Raw genomic sequence first — 17,411 nt, 5'->3', positions numbered from 1 at the left:
CGGTGTGCGATGTCGTACGAGGAGAAGAGGATCCTGGTGTACCCGGGTACGGCGTGGTCGTCCTGGGCCGTGCCGGTGACGGGCTACCGGCGGAAGAACCGCACGTGTCACCCCTGGACGCGTACGGCGTCCCCGAAGAAGTGCTGCGGCTGCGCGCCGCCGCGGTCCCCGGCTCGGACCGGCACATCCTGCGCGGCCTGCCCTGCGCGGCACGGCCGGTGGCCGGGGTGCGGCAGCCGCGCAACGAGGTGCCCGGCTCGTAGCTCGCCGGCACGGTGGAGGCGGTCGGCGCCGGTGTGACCACGACGGAGGTGATGGGGCCCGAGCGGTGGTTCCGGGCGCTGCCGGCCGCGCCGTTCCCGGGCACCGGGGCCCGGCCGCTCGTGCCCGAGGACCGGCTGGACGACCTGGTGCCGCTCCGCGACCTGGTCGAAGCCGGCGCGGTCACGCCCGTGCTGGACCGCACCTATCCGCCGGACGAGGCCGCGAGCGCGGCCACGCCGTCGTCACGCCCTGGTCACCACCGCGAGGGCGCGGGCGGCGGCACGACCACCGGCCGGTCGTCGCACGTGATCGTGTTCGGCAGCAGCCACGGCGCGAGCCAGCCGTCGTTGCCGCCCCGGTCGGTCAGCGCGAACTCCGACCCGGTGGCCGGGAAGTGGAACGACCCGCAGTTGTTCACCGGCACCGCGCCGACGTTGCGGGCGTCGACGTTCTCGAACGACGCCGACCCGGCCGCCCGCGCGCTCACCACCGACGTGCCCGTCCCGTCCACCCGCACGTCCCGGAAGTGCACGTTGGTGATCGAGTGCAGGTCCTTCACCGACCACTCGCTCACGAACATGATCGCGTTGTAGGTGTTGTCCAGGAAGTGGTTGCCGACCACCCGCACGTCCGCGTCGAGGTCCCGCTCCAGCGCGTAGAACCAGATCGCGCCGAGCCCGATCCGCCAGTTGAGCTCGAACGTCCCGGCCCGCGCGGTCGTGTTGTCGGTGATCAGGACCTGCCCGGTGAACGGTTGCGCGCCGAACCGCGACCCGAGCTGGATGCCGCTGCCCTCGCGCACGGGGTCGGCGACCAGGTTGCCGACCACCGCGTTGTCCGTGCCGCCGTACAACGCGATCCCGTTGGCCAGCACGGGCGACTGCACGGTGTTGCGCTCGAACCGGTTGCGGGCGTTCTGCCGGTGCTCCGACCACATGGCCAGGCCGTCGTCACCGGTGTTGCGGATGAAGTTGTTGCGCACCACCGAGTCCGTGACACCGGTGTGGAAGTTCAGCGCGTCGGCGACCTGGTCGACCACGATGGTGTCGGTGATCGACACGTTCGACATCGGACCGTCGAACCACAGGCCGACCTTGGTGTGGCGGATGTGCAGGCCGCTGATGGTGGAGTCGCGGAAAGCCCCGCCGATCCCGTTGACCTGGTCGGTGTCGATCCGCTCGCGCACGTCCCCCTCGATGGCGAACCCGCGCAGGTGGACGTCGCGGCTGCCGCCCTCGGCCGCGGGCTTGCCGTAGAAGCCGACTCCGGTGTGGACGGAGCCGTCCGGCGCGGGTGCCGGGAGGGCGACCTCCCGGCCCTTGACCGCGGTGTGCCAGTTGCCCGCGCCTTCGATGGTCACGTCGTCCACGACGATGTGCCGGTTGACCTGGAACGTGCCGGGCGGCAGGTACACCGGGAGCCGGTGGCGCCGGGCGAACGCGATGGCGCGGTCGAGGGCGTCGGCCGAGTCGCGCCGGCCGGTCGGGTCCGCGCCGAACAGCAGCACGTTCGCCGCGTACGGGTTGACGTGCGGCGGGGCCACCAGCTCGGTGTCCAGCAAGTCGATCACGGTCCACTCGGCGTTCGTGCCCGAGGGTGCGGTGAGGCGGACGCGGTCGCCGGCGCGGAAGGTCCGGCCGAGCTTCAGGCGCTGCTCGTCGTAGAAGTGGCTGGGGCGGAACGGCTTGTGGATGACGGGCGCGGGCGTGGTCCGGGACGGCACGCACGCGCACTCGGTGATCCACCAGTCCGGGTGCAGCAGGTCGGCGTTCGGGTCGTTGGTGAAGGGGTACTGGTTGTAGAGCCACGCGTACTGCGAGGTCAGCGTCATCGTGCGGCGGTGCTTGCCGTTCACCGTCACGTCCAGGGGCGCGGTGATGCCACCGCCGGTCGGCGCGTCCGGGATGCTGTAGCGGACGGTGATCGCGTTGGCGGCCGCGGGCAGGGTGAACTCGACGTGCTCGCCGGGCGCGAGCCGGACCGCCATCCGCCCCGACGCCTCCGACGGCAGCGTGTAGGCCGTGCGGTCGGGTCCGATGACCGTGCCGGTCGTGGCCGCGTTCTCGGCTTCCTGCTCGACGAACGCGACGTCCGCGCCCCGGCCCGCGACGAGCGCGGGGTCCAGTGCGGCCCGGGTGGCGACGGGCGCGGGCGCGGCCTGGGCGGCGGGCGTCGCGAGCCCGGCCGCCACCACGGCCACGACCAAGCCGAACCTGGCAGACATCCGCGGCATCGGGATCTCGTTTCTCTCGCGATGGCAGGGCGACGTGACCCTAGGCGGGTTGTGCGCTGCATCACAAGAGGTTGTCGAGAAATTGCGCGAATCAGTCGGCTACTTGCGTAGGCTCACCGCGCGTGGCCGAGTTCCGCCAGCACGCCGTCGGTGAACGCGGGCCACGCCGACACGGCCCACTCGCCGAACGCGCGGTCGGTCAGCGTCACGCACGCCACGCCGGCGTCCGGGTCGACCCACAGGAACGTGCCGCTCTGCCCGAAGTGCCCGGCCGTGCGCGGTGAGCTGGCCGACCCCGTCCAGTGCGGCGACTTCGCCGCCCGGACCTCGAACCCGAGGCCCCAGTCGTTCTCCTTCTGCAGCCCGAACCCCGGCAGCACGCCGCGCAGCCCCGGGAACGCGACCGTCGTCGCCTCGGCCACCAGCTCCGCCGACACCAGCTTCGGCGCCTGCACCTCCGCCGCGAACCGCACCAGGTCCGACACCGTGGACACCCCGCCCGCGCCCGCCGAACCGGTCAGCTCCGACGACGCCATGCCCAGCGGCTCGAACACCGCCTCCGCCAGGTACCGCGCGAACGGGATCTCCGTCGCCGCCGCCACGAAGTCCGCGAGCACCTGGAAGCCGGTGTTGGAGTAGATCCGCTTGGACCCCGGCGCGGCCTGGACGTCGGCCGAGTCGAACGCCAACCCGGACGTGTGCGCGATCAGGTGCCGCACCGTCGACCCCTCGGGCCCGGCCGGCTGGTCCCACTCGACCGCGCCCTCCTCCACCGCCACCAGCACCGCGTACGACGTCAGCAGCTTGGTCACCGACGCCAACGGGAACCGGTGGTCGACCGGCCCGTGCGTGCCCAGCACCTCGCCCCGCGCGTCCACCACGGCCGTCGCCGCGGTGTCCACCGGCCACGACGACACCGCCTGCAAGCTCTCCATGCCGCAGACTCTGCCACGTGTCACCACGAGAGCTGGTCGTGCTCGGCACCTCGAGCCAGGTGCCCACCCGGACCCGCAACCACAACGGCTACCTGCTGCGCTGGGACGCGGAGGGCTTCCTGTTCGACCCCGGCGACGGCACGCAGCGGCAGATGGTGCGCGCGGGCGTGGCGGCCACCGACGTCACCCGGCTGTTCATCACGCACTTCCACGGCGACCACTGCCTCGGCGTGCCGGGTGTCGTGCAGCGCATGTCCCTCGACCGCGTGCCGCACGCCGTGCACGCGCACTTCCCGGCCGAGGGCGCGGAGTACTTCGACCGGCTGCGGCACGCCAGCTCGTTCCACGACGTCGCGGACGTGCGCGCGCACCCCGTCACCGGGCCGGGTGTGCTCGCCGAGGGGCCGTTCGGCCGGGTGGAGGCGCGCCGGCTCGACCACAGCCTGCCCGCCTACGGCTACCGCCTGGTCGAACCGGACGGCCGCACGATGATCCCCGAACGGCTGGCCGCGCGCGGCATCCGCGGCGCCGCGATCCGCGACCTCCGGCCGCCGCTGCTGGACGAGGTGAGCGTGCCGCGCCGGGGTCAGCGGTTCGCCTTCGTCATGGACACCCGGCTGTGCGACGGCGTCTTCGAGCTCGCCGACGGCGCGGACATGCTGGTCATCGAGTCCACCTTCCTGCACGGGGACGAGGCGCTGGCGGTGGAGTACGGCCACCTCACCGCGCGCCAGGCGGCGACGGTCGCGGCCCGGTGCGGTGTGCGCAAGCTCGTCCTCACCCACTTCTCGCAGCGCTACACCGACCCCCGGCTGTTCCACGACGAGGCCGCCGAGGTGTTCGACGGCGAGGTCGTGGTGGCCGCCGACCTCGACCGCGTGCCGCTGCCCAAGCGGCGCGACGCTCAGGTCTGAGCGGCCTCGGCCGCCCACTGGTCGCCGACCAGGACGTCCAGGTCCGAGCAGGTCGGCCGCCAGCCCCACGCGCGCAACCGGGTCGTGTCCGCCCGCAGCTCGCGCGCCTCGCCGGGGTGCGCGGGCCGCCGCACGACCGGGACCTCCCGGCCGCTCACCCGGCCCGCGGCGGCCAGCACGTCGGCCACGCTCGCGGGCGTCGCGCCCACGTTGACCGCCGCGTAACCCTCCTCCGCGCGCTCCACCGCCGTCACGAACGCCCGCGCCACGTCCCGCACGTGCACGAAGTCCCGCACCGCCGACCCGTCGCCGAACACCTCCATCGACGGCAGCCGGCCGGACGCCGCCCCGCACGCCCTGGTGATCACGCGCGTGTCATCGGAGTCGCCGCCGCCCGCGACGTTGAACAACCGCAGCGCCACCCCGCGCACCCGGCCCGCCGCGGCGGCCCACGCCAGCACGTCCTCGGCGGCGGCTTTCGAAGCCGCATAAGGGTTGGCCGGTGCGCGCGGGCAGTCCTCGCCGATCGCGGCGACCCCCGGCGACCCGTACACGCCCGCCGTGGACGCCAGCACGAACCGCGACGGCGGCGACCGCAGCAGGTTCACCGTGCCGCCGACGTTCACGTCGTAGTACCGCACGGGGTCGTCGAACGACTCCCGCACCCGGGTGAGCCCGGCGAGGTGCACGACCGCGTCCACCGGCCCGGCGATCGAGCCGGCCCGGACATCACCCGAAAAGGGGACAGGCACGTGGCCCGCGGCGGCCAACTCGGCCAAGACCACTCGTCCGACGTACCCGGTTGACCCGGTGACCAGAACGCGCATGGCGACATCCCAGCACGTCCGGCCGGTCGATCACGTCCCTGAACTCGGTGCAAATTCACCCTAAAGGTCGGGACCGGTGGGGCCGATACAACCCAAGTGAGTTACCCGCATCCAGCCATGCACACGAGCATCGAGGGCGTTCTCGCCGAGTACGCCGTGCAGGAGGCCAAGCGGCAGCGGTTCCTGGAGACCGCCGCCGAGATCGTGGCCGCCGCGCCGCCGTCGGTGGACGACACGCTGCTGGGCCTGCTGCTCCCGTTCCCCAAGGCCCGGGGACCGCGTGCCTTCCTGAACCGGGTTGACCAGGTCCTTCGCGACGCCGCTCGATGATCTCGCGCACGCGCCGCTGAGCCCATCGGCAAGTTTCATGCGGTCGTTGCCGGACCGTGCTGGGCCGATCCCATCGCCTGCCTCTACAGTGCGTGACACCCGGCGCTCGCCGGCTGTCTCGTCTGCTTCTCATAAAGCGAGTTCTCGGCGATGGATGACGTCCTTTCCGCGCTTCAAGCGCGCCTCGGCACCCTGTTCGGCGACCGGTTGGTCGTGCTCGCGGGCGGCACTCGGCTGAGTAGTCGCGCCGGCGAGCTGCACCAACTCGGTGCCCGCCATACGCTCGTGCTGTCGACGGACGACCACGCGCCGCTGCACGACTCGGACGTGGCCCGCTGGGTGCCGCTCGGCATCGCGGGCGGTTTCGTCGCGGTCGAGCAGAACCGGCTCACCAAGCTGCTCACCTCGCCCAACCGCCGGGTCCGCGCGGTGCTGGAGGAGTTCGACCCGCGCGGCGAGGCGCTGGTGATCAGCACCCCGTACGTGCACACGCCCGAGTTCGCGGGCCGCCCGGTGCTCAACGCGCGCCGCCCCGAGTGGGTGGAGCTGGAGAACAAGACCACGATCGACGGCCTGTGGGACGAGCTGTCCGCGCCCCGCGCGCCCGCCGTCGTGCTCGGCCTGGACTTCGACGGCCTGTGGGCCGCGACCCAGCAGCTGGACCGCGGCGCGGGTGTCGTCTGGTCCGGTGACGGCCCGGCGATCAACGGCGGCGCGAACTTCGTCCGCCGCGTCCGCGACCGGCAGGAGGCGCAGGACGCGTTCGACGTGCTCGCGGCCAAGTGCGACTTCGTCCGGGTGATGCCGTTCCTGGAGGGCATCCCGGTGAGCGTGCACGGGATCGTGTTCCCGGACGGCACCGCCGTGCTGCGGCCGATCGAGATGGTCGTGCCGCGCCGCGCGGGCCAGGCCCGGTTCCTGTACGCGGGCTGCGCGTCCTACTACGACCCGCCCGCGTGGATCCGCGAGGAGATGCGCAACCTGGCCCGCCGGGTCGGCGAGCGGCTGCGCGAGACCGTGGACTACCGCGGCACGTTCACCCTCGACGGCATCGCCACCGCCGACGGCTTCCTGCCCACCGAGATCAACACCCGCTACGGCGGGGCGATGGTGTGCTTCGAGGACGCCCTGCCGCAGCTCCCGCTGGCGCTGGTGCAGGTCGCCCTGGTCGCGGGCCACGACCTCGGCGTGTCGTCCATCCAGTTCGAGGAGCTGCTGGTCTCGGCCGCGGACGACTACCGGCACGGCTCGGTCGGCGCGAACGTGCGCGCGGTTCACCCGACCGAGGTGGTGGAACGCTCGATCGTGTTCACCGAGTGGTCGTGCCGGTTCGCGCACCCCGACGAGACGCCGCACGGCGTGCTGCGGCTGCGCCCGTCGCCGCTGGGCGCGCGGCTGGAGCTGGACTTCTACGCGGACCAGCTACCGCCCGCCCGCCCGGTCGTGGCGCTGACCGTGGCCGCGTTCGCCCTGGCCGACCAGGAGTGGGGCACCGCGCTCGGCCCGCTGGAGCCGGCGGTGCCGGTCACCGACGTCGAGGCCGCCACGGTCGCGGTCGTGGAGCCGACCGCCGTCACGGCGTGATCGTCACGCCTTCCTCGCCGCTGGAGGGATCGCAGTCCCCGTACGAGGGTCCTTCATATGCGGCGAGGAAGGCGTACCGGTACCCCATCAGCTGCAACGTGACAGCGGGCGGCTGGTGGGGCGGGTAGGCCTTGTCCCGGTAGGCGCGCATCAGGTCCGGGTTGCACTGCGCCGTGGCGCGCAGCAGCGCCGGGGTGACCGGGCTGTCGCACACCAGGTGCAGCGCGACCCGCGCGGCCAGCGCGAGCAGCCGCGGCGACCGGTCGGCGGAGGACAGGTCCTCGGCCACCGCCACCACGTGCCGCGGCACGACCTCGGGCACCGCGATGGCCAGCGCCATCGAGCACGCCACCTCCGCGCCCGCGAGCGCCTCGAAGACCTTCGGCGCCCCCTTGGCCACCTCGTACCGCGTCTGCGTGATCCAGTCCGGTGGCCGGCGCGGCAGCTCGCGGCCCAGCGCGTTCCACCGGCGCCGGGTGCGCTTGCCGTCGTCGGTGAAGCCCCAGCTCGCCAGCGCCAGCGCGGCCAGCAGGAAGATCACCCGATCGCGGCTGTCCGCGGGGACCCGGTAGCTCGCGCCCATCTCCACCAGGAACGGCACGGCCCAGACGCTCGCCTCGGACACCGTGTCGTCGACCAGCAACCGGTCGGCGAGGGCTTGGCAGGCGACCTCCCGCGTCACGCGCTCGCCGTGCACGACGCGGCGCATCAGGTCGTCCACGCCTGCCCCGTGGGCGAGCACCGACCAGGGCATGTCCTCCAGTCCACGCAACGGGTCCGGCCGTTGCCACGCAGGTGGGAGCTCCATGGCGGGCAACGTACGCGATCGCGGCGATCGGTACCGGCGGGATCACTCGCCTGTGCGTTCACCGTACGATCACGCGGTGCGCGGACCCACCTTCAAAGTCGTCGACCTGTTCTCGGGCGCCGGTGGCATGAGCCTCGGCTTCCAAGCGCACCGCGACTTCACCATCGTGGGCGCGGCCGACGCGCAGATCGGCAAGCCGTCGTCCCGGTTGGGGTCGTTGCGCTGCAACGGGATCTACCGGGACAACATCGGCGTCGACCCGCTGCAGGTCGACCTGGGCCGGCTGGACCCGGCCGTGCTGCGGCAGGTGTGGAACCTGCGGCGCGGCGAGCTGGACGTGCTGGTGGCGTGCCCGCCGTGCTCGGGCTTCACCCGGATCGCGCCCGCCAACCACCTGCGCGACGACCCGCGCAACTCGTTGGTCGGCCGGGTCGCCGCGTACGTGGCCGAGTTCCGGCCGCGCGTGCTGGTGCTGGAGAACGCGCGCGAGCTGGTGAAGGGCAAGCAGCGGCACCACCTGGACGGGTTGGCCGAGCAGCTGCTGGAGATCGGGTACGAAGTGGACGCGAGCACGCACATGCTGTCGCGCTTCGGGCTGCCGCAGCTGCGCGAGCGCGCGATGGTGGTGGCGGTGGACGCGGGCGTGCCGCTGCGGACGCTGGAGGACCTGTGGCAGGGCTGGGAGGTCCGGCCCGGCGCGGTGACCGTGCGGCGGGCGATCGGCAAGCTGCCGCCGGTGGCGGCGGGTGAGGCGCACCCGGAGGACGCGATGCACGTCTCGCCGTCGTTCCGCCGCGACCGCTCGCTGGACCGGATGCGCGCCATCCCGGCCGACGGCGGGTCGTGGGGCGACCTGGTGGGCTCGGCCGCGGAGCTGCTGCTGAACCCGGCCCAGCGCAAGATCATCGAAGAGGGCAAGTGGGGCTCCCACCCGGACGTGTACGGGCGCATGTGGTGGGACGAGCCGGCGCGCACGATCAAGCGGGAGTGCGGCCACGTCGGCAACGGGCGGTACGCGCACCCCGAGCAGCACCGGCTGTGCACGGTGCGGGAGATGGCGCTGCTGCAGGGCTTCCCGCGCCGGTTCCGGTTCGACGTGTCGGTGATCGGCAACGCCTACCGGCACCTGGGCGACGCCGTGCCGCCGTTGATCTCGTTCCAGCTCGCGGCCCTGGTGAAGTGGATGCTGACCGGGGAGCCGCCGACGGCCCGCGACCTGTGCCTGCCGGGCACGTCGCTGCGGGTCGGTGACATCCGCCCGGTCACTCCGTCCGCCCTGGTGGCGTAGATCACCGTTTGACAACGGTGTGGCGTCGAAACCGGGTCGGCGCGGATTACGTGCAATCCACTGTGGACCGTGTGAGCTGCGCGAACGTCATCGCTGCGGTATCGCGCACCCGGTTCGCGGACCGTCGAAACAGGGGCCCGGAGTCCGCTCCCGACAGGCCGTCGAATATCATTCGATCATCCATTGTGGAGGGAGCACGGGTGTTCGCGCTGCTGGCAGGTGGTGCTGCACGCGGTATCGTCCTTTTTCGACCGGATGAACACCATCGGCTAATGTTCGGCTGATTCCTGTCGCCTCGGTGTCGGAGCGCTCTGCCAAGTAGCTCCCCGGGCGACACGGACCGCCGCCTTGAACCACACCAACGGGCTTCCCTCGCGAGCCTCAAGGAGACAAATGGCTTCCCGGTCGACTGTGAAGCGCCTCGGCGCTGCGATCCTCGGTGCCGGCCTCGTCCTGATGTCGGCCCTCCCGGCGGCCGCCGCCGACAAGGTGAAGGTCGAGCCGGACAAGGGCGCCGACCAGCCCGGCATGGGCATCTACCTGGAGCGCGACGGCAAGCCCGTCGAGCTGCCCAACCACAAGACCGGCAACCCGGTCAACGCGGAGCTCATCGGGCTCAAGATCGTGGAGGGCGGCCAGGGCCAGACCGCGCGGGCGTACTGCGTCGAGCTGCCCACGCCGCTCTACGACGGCAAGAAGCTGGAAGAAGTGCCGTGGGACCAGCACCCGAACCCGAACACCAAGTTCAAGGTGAACGCCGCCAAGGTCAACTGGGTGCTGCAGAACAGCTACCCGGCCCTGGAGGAGAAGGACGCGGAGGCCCTGTACGGCCTCGGCGACCTCCGCCGCAGCACCTTGATCGCCGCCACGCAGGCCGCCGTGTGGCACTTCAGCGACGGCGTCGACCTGCGCAAGGGTGACTCCACCGCCGAGGACGAGAGCACCGAGAACGGCACGATCGACGAGCTCGTCTACAAGGTCTACGAGTACCTGATCACCAAGGCCGTGGACATCAAGGACGTGAAGCCGAACCTCGGCATCGAGCCGGGCTCGCTCAAGGGCGAGGTCGGCAAGACCTTCGGTCCGTTCACCATCACCACCACGGCCGAAGAGGTCGTGCTCTCCGTCTCCCTGCCCGCCGGCGTCACGCTGGTCGACAAGGACGGCAAGCCGTTGGTGGTCGCGAAGTCCGACGAGATGGGTGCCGCCCAGACGACCAAGGCCGCCGAGGTGTGGGTCAAGGTCGACGAGGGCGTGGAGCCCGGCGAGCTGGAGCTCGTGGTCAAGGCGGGCGCCAAGCTGCGGTCCGGTCGCCTGTTCGTCTCGGCGAACCCCAAGCAGGAGACCCAGTCGCTGGTCATCGCGACCTCCGAGCCGGTGAACGTCGAGGTCAAGGCGAAGGCCGAGTGGGTCCGGTCCACCGTCGTGACCACCACTACCGAGGCGACCACGACCACGGCGCCGACCACCACCACCACGACCACCGCACCGACGACGACCACCACGGCCGTCGCGTCCGGTGGCGGTGACGACGACCTGGCCAACACCGGTGCGTCGATCTTCGTGCCGCTGCTGATCGGCGTCGGCCTGCTGGGCGCGGGCGCCGGGGCGCTGCTGTTCGTGCGCCGCAAGCGCACCGCCTGAGCGGAGCGGACCGACCGGAACGGCCCCCTGGGACTCGCCCAGGGGGCCGTTCCGGCGTGCGGGGCGGACCCGGGGGTACGGTTTTGCCGCTGGGGAGGCCGGGTCGATTCAGGTAGCCTGCGTCAGGAGTGCGAAGGAGCACGATGAACTTCGACGAGATCAAGAACAAGGCGTCCGAACTGCTCGAGCAGCACCACGAGCAGGTCGATGCGGGCATCGACCAGGCCGCCGAGTTCATCGCAGGCAGGTTCGGCCACGAAGAGCAGGTCAAATCGGTGGCCGAGAAGGCCAAGGACATCCTTCCGGGTGGAGAGTGAACTCGTTCAACACGGCTGAGCGGGCCACCCCCTCCGGGGAGTCCCGCGCCGCGGCCGCGCAGATGGTGACCTGGCAGGGCTACGACGTGCCCCGGCTGGAGCAGGTGCGGTTCCTGCTCTCGGAGCGCAAGCTCCGCGCCTCGGGCAGGTTGGTGACCGCCGGTCCGTCCGAGCAGTTCAGCGGGTCGTTCGAGGTGTCGGTCGGTGAGGCCGGCGCGGTCACCCGGCTGCTGCTGCGGACGGCCACGGTGTCGGAGGAGCGGCAGATCTCGGTCAGCCGCTCGTCGGAGGGCATCTGGCTGGTCGATTACGGCCAGGGCGCCGAGCGGGCCGACTTCGACGGCGCGGTGGACGTGGACGTGCAGTTCGCGGTCCTGTTCAACGCCATCCCGATCCGCCGCCTCAACCTCCAGCGGGAAGAGGGCGAGCACGAGATCCCGGTGGTCTACGTGACGCTGCCCGACCTGTCGGTCCAACTGGTCCGCCAGCGCTACCGCACGGTCTCGATCGGCGAGGACCGCTCGGTCGTCTCGTTCACGCACGGCGAGTTCGAGCAGGACATCACCGTCGACCGGACCGGCCTGGTCGTCGACTACCCCCGCATCGCCTACCGGATCTGACCGCGGCCGGGGGGCAACGTCGCCCCAGCCGGACACTCGATCATCAGATCGGGCGAGCAATCGTTTGCCCGGCGTGCGAGCGCGCAACGATCGTGGGGTGCACACCCACGTCTTCGTCGACGAGTCCCGTCGATCCAGCTACCTGCTCGTGGCCGCGTTCGTGGAAACGCGGCAGCTCCCGGCGGTTCGCAGCCTCATGCGCCGGCTCCGCGTGGCCGGCGAGCGCAGGCTGCACTTCGAGAGCGAGAGCGACACCGTCCGCGAGGACGTCATCGGGCGCTTGGTCGACGCCGGTTTCCGCATCCGCACCTACCTCGGTCACGGGCTCTCGGAGGCGGTTCGGCAGCGGTGCCTGGCGGGGTTGGTGGCGGACCTGGTCGACGAACGCGCCACGCGCCTGGTGCTCGACGGGCGTGGACCGGTGGAGGACCGCATCGACCGCCGTGTCATCACCCGTTCGCTGCGGGAGAGCGGTGTGCCGGACGACTCGATCTTGTACGAGCACCTGAGCTCGCACGGCGACCCGGCGTTGTGGGTGCCCGATGCGATCGCCTGGTGCCACGGTGCCGGGGGTGAGTGGCGCAAGCGCGTCGCGCCGCTAGTGGAAGCAGTGGTCGACATCGGTGTCGTCACCCGACGCGAACAAGTGCGGTGAAAAGCGCGAAGCCCTGGCTCCCGCCGTCCGACGGGCCTACCAGGGCTCACTTCCTCGGTCGAGCGACCTCGGCTGTGGCCAAGCTTAGCGAGCCGTCGATCGCGGTGACGTCCCTCGATCAGGCGATCTTCACACCCGGACCGCGATGGCCATGCCCTGGCCGACGCCCACGCACGCCGCCGCCACGCCCACGCCCCCACCGCGCGCCCGCAGGTGCCGGCACACGTCCACGATCACGCGCGGGAACGAAGCGCCCAGCGGGTGGCCGTACGCGATCGCGCCCCCGTGCACGTTGACCTTCTCCCGGTCCACCTCGGGCAGGTGGTGCAGGACCGACAGGGCCATCGCCGCGAACGCCTCGTTGATCTCCCACAGGTCGACCTGCGACACCTCGATCCGCAGCCGCCCCAGCAGCTTCCGGATCGCCGACACCGGCGCCAGGGTGAACCGCTGCGGGTCCTCCGCCGTCACGGCCGAGCCGAGGAACTCGCCCAGCGGCGCGACCCCCAACGACGACGCCACCTCCTCCGACCCCATCAGCACGGCCGCCGCGCCGTCGTTCAACGGCGACGAGTTGCCCGCCGTCACCGGCCCGGCCTCGGAGAACGCCGACTTCAGCTTGCCCAGCTTGTCCGCCGACGTCTCCGGCCGCACGGACTCGTCCCGCCGCACCGGCGCGCCGTCCCGCAGCTGCACGGGGAACGCGAACCCGTCGTGCACCCCGGCGTCCCAGGCCGCCGACGCCCGCCGGTGCGACCGCAGCGCGAACAGGTCCATCTGCTCCCGCGTGATCCCCAGCTCCACCGCGACGTCCTCCGCCGCACGCCCCAGCGGCACGGTCCACTCGGTCTTCATCCGCGGGTTCACCAGCCGCCACCCGAGCGCCGTCGACACCGACTCCAGCCGGTCGGCGAACGGCTTGTCCGGCCGCGGCACGACGAACGGTGCCCGCGTCATCCCCTCGACACCACCGGCGACCAGCAGCGAAGCGTCCCCGAGCGCCAACGCCCGCGCCGCCTGCACGATCGCCTCGCCGCCGGACGCGCACAGCCGGTTGACCGCGACACCGGGCACCGACGTGGGCAGCCCGGCCAGCAGCGCCGCCATCCGCCCGATGTTCCGGTTCTCCTCGCCCGCGCCGTTGGTGTTGCCCAGCAGCACGTCGTCGATCGACGCCGGGTCGAGCGAGGGGTGCCGCCGCAGCAGCTCCACGATCGGCAGCGCGGCCAGGTCGTCCACGCGCACACCGGACAGCCCACCGCGGTAGCGGCCGAACGGGGTGCGGGCGGCGTCGAGGATGAGGGGGCGCGACATGCGCCCCATCCTCTCACCGGCCGACGAAGAACGGGATGTAAGCCGAGGTGGGACGGGTCTCACCGGACGTGCCGAACAGCCGCACCTCGATCATGTGCGGTCCGAGCGACAAGCCGCCGGTGTTCAGCGCGAACCGGTACCGCCCGGCGATCCCGGGCCCGCCGGACGCGGTGGGCACGACGGCCACCCGCTCGTCGTCCACGCGCAGGCTGAACCCGGCCAGCCCGGCCTGCGCCAGCCCGGGCCGCCCCTCCAGCGCCAGGTCGAACACCATCCGCCCGCGCTGCACCGCCGCGCCCTCGGGCACGGCCTGGCCGCTCGCGTCGAGCACCGTGCCGTTGATCCGCGCCAACTCCGGCTCCAGCCCGATCAACGGTGCCTTCTCGGTGCTCGGCGGCGCGCCGGCGGCCGAGCCGGTCAGCTCCAGGTCCACGTGGGTGGCCTGCACGCGCAGCCCGGTCACCAGCGTGACGGCCAGCTTCCCGGACGCGCCGACCCGCAGCGCCTCCGCCGGCAGGTCCGCCACCACGGGGTAGGCGACACCGGCCCGCCACGGGGCACCGTCCAGCGCCGGCCGCAGCGGCACCGTCACCCCGGCCACCGACACGCTGAACGGCGGCGCTTCCGGGGACGCGTCGGTGTGCAGCAACGCCATCCGCAACTGCCCGCCGGTCACGCCCGGCAACGCCCGCACCGGCCCGGCCGCGGGCGGCTCCACGGCCACCGCCACGTCGACCTGGGGCCCCGGCACCCACTTGGGCGCGGACGCCTCGGCCGCGTCGAACGCGATCAGGCTGACCCCCGCGCGCTGCCCCGTCGGCCCGGCCACGGACACCAGCGCCGTCGCCTCGCGCCACGCGGGCACCGCCGGGCTGGTCGCGACCACGTCGCCGTCGAACAGCACCAGGACCCCGTCGCGGCGCAGCGCCAGCTCCCACCGGTGGCTCATCCCGGTCTCCAACGCGGGCACCGCGCGCACGGTCGTGGTCGGCGTCCCGGCGGGCACGACCACCTGCACGGACGTCGTCCCGGCGCTCGTCGCCACCCGCAGCCGGACCGCCTCCGGCGGCAGCGCGTCACCGCTGACCAGCGACACCGGCCCCGGCACGAGGTCCAGCACGAGCTCGCCGTCACCGCCGGGCGCGTCGGTCTCCACCACCAACCGACCCAGGTCGTCGGCGTCGCGCAGCACGAACGGCGTGCGCGAGCGCAACGTCGCGGGCGCGGCCGCGCAGTTGCTGCTGAGCACCAGCCGCCGTCCGTCATCGCCCTGGCCGGGGGTGGCGCGGGCGCAGTTGCCCCGCGACGCCAACCGCCACCGGGTCGGGTCGGGCGCGTCGGGCTGGTCGAACCGGTCTGCCAGGGCGTAGTCGTCGGAGGAAGGCGCGTGCGGCGTGCCGGTGGCCCGCGCGGGCGACGACCGCTGCCCGAACGCGTCCACGGCGTGCACCACGACCTCGTACATGCGCTCGTCCTCGAGCCCGTCGATCTGGATCGCGGAGTCGGTGGTCAACCGCGAGCGGTCGAGCCGGCCGGGCTCGCCCCACCGCACCTCGTACCCGGGCGCGTCCCCCGTCCACCGCACCTGCAGCCGGCGGGGTCCGGACGTCACGGTCAACCGGCGCGGCTCCGCCGGCAGCGGGCCCGCAGCCGGGACGATCACGCCCTCGGCGGCGTAGGGCGACAGGGAGGTGGGCGGCGGCGTGGACGTGCTCGTCGCGGTGGCGGGTTCGCCGACACCGGTCGTGCGCAGCACCGCGACCACCCCGGCGAACAGCACCACACCGGCGGCGATGAGGGCGACCCGGCGACGTTCCATTGAGTCAAGCTAGGTGCCGAGGTGACCGCGATCACCCGGTCGTTGCCGACCCGAGACCAAGAACGGCCGGTTGCGGACCACCCGGTCGCGGACTACAGGGGGCGGATCTCGAACGTCTGCTCGTACGACTGCACGCCCCGCCGCTCGTCCACCGGGAGCACGCGCACGTCCAGTTCGTGCCGTCCGCCGGTCAGCCCGGAGACGTCGACCAGGAACTCGTGCCGCCCGCCGGCGGAGCCGTTCGTGGGCAGGACGACGAGCCGCTCGCCGTCGAGGTCCACCTCCACGCCCTTGACGGCGGCGACCTCGCGCGCCCGCGTGTCGGCGAGCTCGACCGCGAGCCGCACCTTGCCCCGGTTCGGGAAGCGGGGGAACTCGGAGTCGTTCACCGACTCGTGCACGATCGAGACCGACGGCGGCGGCACGAGCGGTGCGGGCAGCTCGCGGTCGGTGAGCCGGGGCAGCGGGTGGCGGGCGTCCTGGCCGTCGGCGATGACGGCGTGCGCCAGGTAGGCGGTGATGCCGCCGTCGGAACGCAGCCTGACCTTGGGGTTCGGGTCCGGTGCGGGCAGCGGGAAGTCGGCGTAGACGACGGTGGGGCGGTTCGGGTCGAGACCGCGGTCCGGCGGCATGACCACGGCGGGCGCGGACCGCGTGCCCAGCTCCACCGTGATCGGCGCGGTGCGCTGGGAGACCACGGAGGCCACGACGCGCACCGAGGACGCGCCCGCCAACCGCGAGTCGGCGACGTTGCCCAGCGCCGCCGCGCCGTTCTCCGTGGTGCTCGGACCCAGCGGCACGACGGACGCGGCCACCGGCGTGCCCGGTACGCCGCCGACGCCGAACACGTCCAGGTGCGTGCCCTGGGCCTGCCGGAACGCCATGCGCGCCCGTGCGGACGTCCACGGCAGGTCGGCGGTCGCGGTCGCCACCTCGACCCCGTCGCGCAACGCCGCCACCGAGCCGGCGCGCACGCGCAGCTCCCAGCGGTGGCGCACGCCCGGCGCCGGGGGCGCGTAGGTCGCGCCCATCGGGTTCTCCGCGTCGCCCACGAAGAACTGCGCGCCGAACGGCGTGACGCGCAGGACCACGGCGTCCGGCGGGAACGGGCGGGCCAGGTGGCCCAGGTCCTGCGCCGGGTCGGGCAGCAGGGCGATCAGCAGCTCGCTCTCGCCGGGCCGGTTGCCGACCGGGCCGTCGGTGGTGAGCGACACGCGGGCGGTCGTGCCGTCGGGCGCGGGCGTGCCGAACCGCACCGGCACGTTGGACTGGAGGTCGACGATGTCGCAGGTGACCTCCAGGCGCTTGCCGTTGAGCGGGCGCAGGCCGAGGCAGTCGGTGTTGCCGCCGTCCAGCACGCGCCACCGACGGGTGGTGAGCGACTCGGGTCCGTCGAACACGTCGACGGGCTGCACCAGGCCGTCCTGCCAGGTCTCGTCGTACGCGAGGCGGGGCACGGCGGTCGCGGTGACCGCGTCGGAGCGGCGGCCCGTCGCGTCGAGCGCACGCACCTCGACGTGGACGTCGGCGTTGGCGTCCAGCTCGGTCAGCTCGGTCCCGGTGCCGCGGACCAGGCGCGTGCGACCGTTCCAGCGCACTTCGAAGCCGCCGTGGCCGATGCCGTCGGTGGCCGTCCAGGTGGCGCGGAGGCTGGTGCGGTCGAGCGCGGTCAGCTCCAGGTCGGTGGGCGCGGCCAGGCGTTCGGTGTCGGGGACGTGCTCGACGGTGTCGGCGAGGAACCGCTCGAAGGTCCGCGGGGGCGGGGGAGCGGACTCGTTGCGCAGCACCACCACCGCGCCGCCGAGGAGCGCCAGGCCCCCGACCGCGGCGATGATTCTGCGACGCTCCACCGCTGCACC

General features: G+C 72.9%; 16 protein-coding genes. 9 read left to right on the top strand and 7 right to left on the bottom strand.

Annotated elements, in window-relative coordinates; translation table 11 throughout:
• Positions 1–104 precede the first annotated feature (104 nt).
• Positions 105–263 carry a hypothetical protein gene (locus FHX81_RS40640; protein ID WP_170232105.1) on the top strand — a complete coding sequence of 53 codons (159 nt, stop codon included), beginning with the start codon at positions 105–107 and terminating at the stop codon, positions 261–263.
• Positions 264–517: 254 nt separating this feature from the next.
• Here the strand turns inward: FHX81_RS40640 and FHX81_RS20370 are convergent, their stop codons facing one another.
• Both FHX81_RS20370 and FHX81_RS20365 read right to left on the bottom strand, forming a co-directional pair.
• Positions 518–2,497 (bottom strand): glycosyl hydrolase family 28-related protein, encoded by a 1,980-nt coding sequence (locus FHX81_RS20370; RefSeq protein WP_141979673.1) that lies wholly within the window; start codon positions 2,495–2,497, stop codon positions 518–520.
• 113 nt (positions 2,498–2,610) lie between these two features.
• Complete coding sequence (locus FHX81_RS20365) at positions 2,611–3,432, bottom strand: serine hydrolase domain-containing protein (protein ID WP_141979672.1); 822 nt, start codon at positions 3,430–3,432, stop codon at positions 2,611–2,613.
• Positions 3,433–3,449: 17 nt separating this feature from the next.
• Between FHX81_RS20365 and FHX81_RS20360 the strand changes: the two genes are divergently transcribed.
• On the top strand, positions 3,450–4,346 hold the full coding sequence (locus FHX81_RS20360) for a ribonuclease Z (RefSeq protein ID WP_141979671.1): 897 nt from the start codon (positions 3,450–3,452) through the stop codon (positions 4,344–4,346).
• Here FHX81_RS20360 and FHX81_RS20355 read toward each other — a convergent pair.
• Entirely contained in the window at positions 4,337–5,173 is an 837-nt protein-coding gene (locus tag FHX81_RS20355) for an NAD-dependent epimerase/dehydratase family protein (protein ID WP_141979670.1), read from the bottom strand. The genes FHX81_RS20360 and FHX81_RS20355 overlap by 10 nt on opposite strands.
• A gap of 117 nt (positions 5,174–5,290) precedes the next feature.
• Between FHX81_RS20355 and FHX81_RS20350 the strand changes: the two genes are divergently transcribed.
• Positions 5,291–5,503 carry a hypothetical protein gene (locus FHX81_RS20350; protein WP_141979669.1) on the top strand — a complete coding sequence of 71 codons (213 nt, stop codon included), beginning with the start codon at positions 5,291–5,293 and terminating at the stop codon, positions 5,501–5,503.
• Between the two features lie 150 nt (positions 5,504–5,653).
• The gene (locus FHX81_RS20345; RefSeq protein WP_141979668.1) at positions 5,654–7,087 is read left to right on the top strand and encodes an ATP-grasp domain-containing protein; all 1,434 of its coding nucleotides are present in this window, start codon (positions 5,654–5,656) and stop codon (positions 7,085–7,087) included.
• Here the strand turns inward: FHX81_RS20345 and FHX81_RS20340 are convergent.
• A complete protein-coding gene (locus FHX81_RS20340) occupies positions 7,077–7,895 on the bottom strand; it encodes a hypothetical protein (RefSeq protein WP_211363525.1) in 819 nt (272 codons plus the stop codon). The genes FHX81_RS20345 and FHX81_RS20340 overlap by 11 nt on opposite strands.
• A 76-nt stretch (positions 7,896–7,971) precedes the next feature.
• On the opposite strand from FHX81_RS20340, the gene FHX81_RS20335 reads away from it, so the two are divergent.
• The 5 genes from FHX81_RS20335 (at position 7,972) to FHX81_RS20315 (ending at position 12,419) form a co-directional block, all read left to right on the top strand.
• Positions 7,972–9,183, top strand: coding sequence for a DNA cytosine methyltransferase (locus tag FHX81_RS20335; RefSeq protein WP_141979667.1), 1,212 nt, complete (start codon positions 7,972–7,974; stop codon positions 9,181–9,183).
• Between the two features lie 456 nt (positions 9,184–9,639).
• Positions 9,640–10,827, top strand: a complete 1,188-nt coding sequence (locus FHX81_RS20330; protein WP_170232104.1) for a thioester domain-containing protein — start codon at positions 9,640–9,642, stop codon at positions 10,825–10,827.
• A gap of 143 nt (positions 10,828–10,970) precedes the next feature.
• Positions 10,971–11,144, top strand: coding sequence for an antitoxin (locus tag FHX81_RS20325; RefSeq protein ID WP_141979665.1), 174 nt, complete (start codon positions 10,971–10,973; stop codon positions 11,142–11,144).
• Positions 11,141–11,764, top strand: coding sequence for a putative glycolipid-binding domain-containing protein (locus tag FHX81_RS20320; RefSeq protein WP_141979664.1), 624 nt, complete (start codon positions 11,141–11,143; stop codon positions 11,762–11,764). Before FHX81_RS20325 ends, FHX81_RS20320 begins: the two co-directional genes overlap by 4 nt.
• Before the next feature lie 97 nt (positions 11,765–11,861).
• On the top strand, positions 11,862–12,419 hold the full coding sequence (locus FHX81_RS20315) for a GxxExxY protein (RefSeq protein ID WP_141979663.1): 558 nt from the start codon (positions 11,862–11,864) through the stop codon (positions 12,417–12,419).
• Between the two features lie 129 nt (positions 12,420–12,548).
• On the opposite strand, the gene FHX81_RS20310 is transcribed toward FHX81_RS20315, so the two are convergent.
• The 3 genes from FHX81_RS20310 to FHX81_RS20300 form a co-directional block, all read right to left on the bottom strand.
• Entirely contained in the window at positions 12,549–13,733 is a 1,185-nt protein-coding gene (locus FHX81_RS20310; RefSeq protein WP_141979662.1) for a thiolase family protein, read from the bottom strand.
• 13 nt (positions 13,734–13,746) lie between these two features.
• A complete protein-coding gene (locus FHX81_RS40635; protein ID WP_170232103.1) occupies positions 13,747–15,552 on the bottom strand; it encodes a fibronectin type III domain-containing protein in 1,806 nt (601 codons plus the stop codon).
• Between the two features lie 92 nt (positions 15,553–15,644).
• Positions 15,645–17,402, bottom strand: a complete 1,758-nt coding sequence (locus tag FHX81_RS20300) for a fibronectin type III domain-containing protein (protein WP_141979661.1) — start codon at positions 17,400–17,402, stop codon at positions 15,645–15,647.
• Positions 17,403–17,411: the final 9 nt, after the last annotated feature.

This window comes from Saccharothrix saharensis (genome assembly GCF_006716745.1).
Taxonomy (GTDB): domain Bacteria; phylum Actinomycetota; class Actinomycetes; order Mycobacteriales; family Pseudonocardiaceae; genus Actinosynnema; species Actinosynnema saharense.
This window is presented reverse-complemented; position numbering and strand designations above follow the sequence as displayed.

Excerpts from the sequence above, each read along its gene's own strand:
- FHX81_RS20370 (WP_141979673.1), bottom strand. The coding sequence starts at position 2,497 with ATGCCGCGGATGTCTGCCAGGTTCGGCTTGGTCGTGGCCGTGGTGGCG.
- FHX81_RS20365 (WP_141979672.1), bottom strand. The coding sequence starts at position 3,432 with ATGGAGAGCTTGCAGGCGGTGTCGTCGTGGCCGGTGGACACCGCGGCG.
- FHX81_RS20355 (WP_141979670.1), bottom strand. The coding sequence starts at position 5,173 with ATGCGCGTTCTGGTCACCGGGTCAACCGGGTACGTCGGACGAGTGGTC.
- FHX81_RS20350 (WP_141979669.1), top strand. The coding sequence starts at position 5,291 with ATGCACACGAGCATCGAGGGCGTTCTCGCCGAGTACGCCGTGCAGGAG.
- FHX81_RS20345 (WP_141979668.1), top strand. The coding sequence starts at position 5,654 with ATGGATGACGTCCTTTCCGCGCTTCAAGCGCGCCTCGGCACCCTGTTC.
- FHX81_RS20340 (WP_211363525.1), bottom strand. The coding sequence starts at position 7,895 with ATGGAGCTCCCACCTGCGTGGCAACGGCCGGACCCGTTGCGTGGACTG.
- FHX81_RS20330 (WP_170232104.1), top strand. The coding sequence starts at position 9,640 with ATGTCGGCCCTCCCGGCGGCCGCCGCCGACAAGGTGAAGGTCGAGCCG.
- FHX81_RS20325 (WP_141979665.1), top strand. The coding sequence starts at position 10,971 with ATGAACTTCGACGAGATCAAGAACAAGGCGTCCGAACTGCTCGAGCAG.
- FHX81_RS20310 (WP_141979662.1), bottom strand. The coding sequence starts at position 13,733 with ATGTCGCGCCCCCTCATCCTCGACGCCGCCCGCACCCCGTTCGGCCGC.
- FHX81_RS40635 (WP_170232103.1), bottom strand. The coding sequence starts at position 15,552 with ATGGAACGTCGCCGGGTCGCCCTCATCGCCGCCGGTGTGGTGCTGTTC.